The organism is Aestuarium sp., from assembly GCF_023253315.1.
Classification (GTDB): Bacteria; Pseudomonadota; Alphaproteobacteria; order Rhodobacterales; family Rhodobacteraceae; genus Marivivens; species Marivivens donghaensis.
Genome location: NZ_JALRGW010000048.1, coordinates 1 through 3,876 on the forward strand (window position 1 = coordinate 1; position 3,876 = coordinate 3,876).

The 3,876-nt window shown below is 59.2% G+C and carries 4 protein-coding genes, 1 tRNA gene and 1 pseudogene; 2 read left to right on the forward strand and 4 right to left on the reverse strand.

What is annotated here, in order from left to right; translation table 11 throughout:
* Window positions 1–57 precede the first annotated feature (57 nt).
* Together AC1QQ2_RS13715 and AC1QQ2_RS13720 are read right to left on the reverse strand one after the other, a co-directional pair.
* Window positions 58–133, reverse strand: a tRNA-Thr gene (locus AC1QQ2_RS13715).
* 41 nt (window positions 134–174) lie between these two features.
* Window positions 175–1,830 carry an ABC transporter permease gene (locus tag AC1QQ2_RS13720; protein WP_479713547.1) on the reverse strand — a complete coding sequence of 552 codons (1,656 nt, stop codon included), beginning with the start codon at window positions 1,828–1,830 and terminating at the stop codon, window positions 175–177.
* Window positions 1,831–1,880: 50 nt separating this feature from the next.
* Between AC1QQ2_RS13720 and AC1QQ2_RS13725 the strand changes: the two genes are divergently transcribed.
* Entirely contained in the window at window positions 1,881–2,789 is a 909-nt protein-coding gene (locus AC1QQ2_RS13725) for a hypothetical protein (RefSeq protein ID WP_479713548.1), read from the forward strand.
* A gap of 39 nt (window positions 2,790–2,828) precedes the next feature.
* On the opposite strand, the gene AC1QQ2_RS13730 is transcribed toward AC1QQ2_RS13725, so the two are convergent.
* Window positions 2,829–3,077, reverse strand: a complete 249-nt coding sequence (locus AC1QQ2_RS13730; RefSeq protein WP_067548171.1) for a DUF2312 domain-containing protein — start codon at window positions 3,075–3,077, stop codon at window positions 2,829–2,831.
* A gap of 121 nt (window positions 3,078–3,198) precedes the next feature.
* Here AC1QQ2_RS13730 and AC1QQ2_RS13735 point away from each other — a divergent pair, with 121 nt between their 5' ends.
* The gene (locus AC1QQ2_RS13735) at window positions 3,199–3,414 is read left to right on the forward strand and encodes a hypothetical protein (RefSeq protein ID WP_105235596.1); all 216 of its coding nucleotides are present in this window, start codon (window positions 3,199–3,201) and stop codon (window positions 3,412–3,414) included.
* On the opposite strand, the pseudogene AC1QQ2_RS13740 reads toward AC1QQ2_RS13735, so the two are convergent.
* Window positions 3,411–3,876: pseudogene (locus tag AC1QQ2_RS13740) on the reverse strand (hypothetical protein); the annotation flags it as partial. The gene AC1QQ2_RS13735 and the pseudogene AC1QQ2_RS13740 sit on opposite strands and share 4 nt — an antisense overlap.

Here is a 3,876-nt window from a genome sequence, read left to right on the forward strand (position 1 = left end):
GATTACGGTAGCGGACCACGTATCAGGCGCAGAATAATTGGAAATTAGGGAAAGAAGTGGTGCCCCCACACGGACTCGAACCGCGGACCTACTGATTACAAATCAGTTGCTCTACCAGCTGAGCTATAGGGGCACGGGAGGCCTGATAACGAGTCGTTGCGAACTGCGCAAGACCTATCGGTTCGCTCGTGCAAGAAGTGCGACCGCACAGAGGCCGACGAGTGTGATGACGAGGGCGGCGGGGGCGGCTTGGGTCAGGTTTTCGAGGCTGGCCTTTTCGTGCACGCGCGTTGCTAAGGTATTGTAATTAAACGGCCTTAACAGAAGTGTCGCAGGCAGTTCTTTGACGCAATCTACAAAAACCAAGAGGAGCGTAGAGCCGATAGAGGCCCGCACGAGCGGCAAATAAATTTGTTTCAGCACGCCGCCCGCAGTCTGGCCGAGCGACCGTGCTGCCATCGGAAGGCTGGGCGACACACGGCCCAATGCGGCGTCGGCCGCGCCTTGAGCGATTCCGAAGAAACGGACCACATAGGCAATGACCAGCGCTGCAGCTGTGCCCGTCAGCAAAAGGCCCGGATCCCAGCCCGTGAGGGCCAGCACGCCGTCGGCGAGTTTGTTATCAAAGACTGCTAATGGCACCAGAATACCGAGGCCCAGAACGGCCCCCGGTGCGGCGTAGCCAATCGCGGTGACGGGCATCAGAAGGCGCGGCAGCGACTTGCCCGAGAGGCGGACGCCGTAGACCATCAAAACGCCGCCGATCACGGTGAGAACTGCCGCCACGCCGCCAACAACGAGCGTGTGGGTAAAGGCGCGGATCAGCCCCGGATCAACCCATTGGCCCGCGTTAAAAGCGTGGCTCGACAGGACGACGACGGGCAGGATGAAACCCAGCGTCAGCGGGATCATACAGGCCAAGGTCGCGATCCATTTGCCGAACCCCGTCAGGGCGACGGCCTCGACAGGGCGTTGACCACGGGCCGAGGTAAAGAAACGGCTCCGACGGCGCGAGATTTTTTCAAGCGTGACGAGGAGCACGATAAGCCCCAGCACGAGGATCGAGATTTGCGCAGCGCCGCCAAGATTGCCGCCCTGTAGCCACGTGGTGAAAATCCCTGTGGTCAGGGTTTGGACGGCGAAATAGTCGACCGTTCCGAAATCGTTCACGGTCTCCATCATCGCGACCGCACAGCCCGCCGCGATAGCAGGACGTGCGAGGGGAAGACCTACCCGCCAGAACCGCCCCAAGGGGCCAACGCCCAGCGCACGGGCGACCTCGTATCCAGCGCCCGATTGTTCGCGGAACGCAGCGCGGGCCAAAAGGTAGACGTAAGGGTAGAGCGAGGCAGAGAGCACCAGAACCGCCGCCCAGCGGGTGCGGATAGCGGGGAACCAGTAGTCCGTTGGACGAGTCCAGCCGAATAGCTCTCTCAATGTCGTTTGCACGGGGCCCGCGTATTCCAGCAGGTCCACCAGCGCATAGGCCCCCACGTAAGCCGGCACAGCCAAAGGCATCAGAAGCGCCCATTGCAACCACTGACGACCGGGGAAGCGATACATGACGACCAGCCATGCGGCCCCTGCCCCGACCGCTGCTGTGATCACCCCGACCGATCCCATCAGGATCAGCGTGTTGCTCAGGTAGCGGGGCAATGTGGTGCGCAAGAGATGCGGCCAAATGTTGTCTGTCGGCGTAACAGCAAACCAAACGACCGCGAGGATCGGCATCAGCACCAAAGCCGCGATGATCAACGCGCCAACAGACCACCTGTCTATCAGGTGACGGCGCTTTGCGGTTGCTGATATCTGACTAGTTTGCTCGGACATAAATGATCGCCTATCCGAAAGCGGTTTCCCTGTCCAGAAAAGCCCTTATATTGGGGCAACAAAAAGCAGAACAGAAAGACGACATGGAAATCGCGGTTCATATCGGCGCAAGCTGCACGGATGACGAGCGGCTTATCAAAAGCTTGCTCAAAAATGCGGACGGCTTTGCGCAACAGGGCGTGATCGTGCCCCAACCGAACCGCTATCGTCGTCTGCTGCGGGAAACCATGCACAACCTTCAGGGTCAGATGCCCGCTGAGGAAACCCGCGATATCCTGATTGATGCGATCCTTGAGGACCAAGAGGGCCACCGCGTTGTCCTCAGCAATCCCGATTTCATCTGCGTGCCGAACCGTATCTTTGAAGGCGGGGAGTTCTATTCGCTCGCCTCCGCCAAGGCGCAGACGCTGCGCGACCTGTTCCCACGTGATCAGGTGTCCCTCTATATCGGCATCCGCAATCCCGCGACGTTCTTGCCCGAGGCGCTCAAGGCGTCCAAGGCAGAGACGCTGGATGATTTCATGCGAGGCGCGCGACTGGATCAAGTGCGCTGGTCCGATGTGATCGAACGGCTCCTCGATAATGCGCCCGGTATTCCTGTGACCGTTTGGTGCAACGAGGACACGCCGTTCCTCTGGGCGCAGCTCATTCGTGAAGTATCTGGCGTTGATCCGATGACGCGGATCACGGGGGGCTTTGACCTCTTGCAAACGATCATGAGCCGCGAAGGGATGCACCGCTTTCTGGCCTACATCAAATCGCATCCGCCCCAGACCGAGGCGAAAAAGCGCAAAGTGATCGCCACCTTCCTAGAGCGGTTCGCCCTAGAGGATCAGATCGTCGAAGATATCGAGATTGAAGGCTGGACCGATGATATGGTCGAACATATCACCGCCGCCTACGAGGACGATCTGGAACTGATCGCCCAAATGCCAGGTGTGAAGTTCATTCAACCCTAGCGGCAAACGTCAGGGCGGCATGGGGCCGCCCCGCACGGATTACATGCCCAATGCAGCCTTATACATGTCGAGGATCGCTTCCTCTTCGGCGATGTCGTTTGCATCGCGTTTGCGCAGCGAAATGACCTTGCGCATGACTTTGGTGTCGTAGCCACGACCCTTGGCTTCAGCCATCACTTCTTTGATGCTGTCAGCGATGTCTTTCTTTTCGGCTTCCAGACGTTCGACGCGTTCAATGAACTGGCGCAGCTCTTGGCTCGCAACGCTTTCGGTGACGGAATCGGACATAGGAGCTCCTTCATTTCGGGTTGGGCGCAATCCCTAACCCCTGCCCCGCCGCTTGCCAAGACCCTTGCCAAGCTCATATCCCCGCGTTAGGCGAAACCCCGCAACACAGAGGGAGACGACGATGGACCTGCTGATCTGGATCGGTGCCGCAATCACGGCAATTGGTGTCTGCGGCTTGCTGTGGACCGTGGTTCTGGTGCGCGCTGCGAAAAAAGCAGCGACCGATGACGACGACCTTCGCAAACGTCTGGGCAAGGTGATCCCGATCAACCTTGGTATGCTGTTGTTGTCTGTGATGGGCCTGATGGCTGTGATCCTCGGGATCAGCCTCGGTTAAGGGTGCTGGACGCTGATCGCGTCAAAGCCCATCAGGTATTTCGCCGCTTCATCCATCATGCGCGGCACAGTCCACACGGGGCTTTCAACCTGCCAGTCGCGCATCTTTTCGCGCAAGTGAACGATCCCGATTTCGCGGGCGGCATGCATGGGGCCACTGTGCCACCGCGGGAAACCCATCCCGATAACGGCCACCGCATCAATATCCGCCGCCCGCCGTGCGAGGCCGTCTTGGAGGATGCGACCACCCTCGCCTGCGATCGCACCGATTAGACGTTCGGTGATCTCTGTCCGATCGTGCGGCGACACTTGCTCTGGCTCGGCGCCGAAATGACCTTGGGCAAAGCCGTAATCGATCATCACCGCGTCAATCGCTCCCTTTGATCGACCCATCGCGAACATCATTTCCGCCGCAATAACCTGCGACCGCCGCAGACGTTTCAGAATATCCTGCGCTTTTGGC

Excerpts from the sequence above, each read along its gene's own strand:
- AC1QQ2_RS13720 (WP_479713547.1), bottom strand. The coding sequence starts at position 1,830 with ATGTCCGAGCAAACTAGTCAGATATCAGCAACCGCAAAGCGCCGTCAC.
- AC1QQ2_RS13730 (WP_067548171.1), bottom strand. The coding sequence starts at position 3,077 with ATGTCCGATTCCGTCACCGAAAGCGTTGCGAGCCAAGAGCTGCGCCAG.
- AC1QQ2_RS13735 (WP_105235596.1), top strand. The coding sequence starts at position 3,199 with ATGGACCTGCTGATCTGGATCGGTGCCGCAATCACGGCAATTGGTGTC.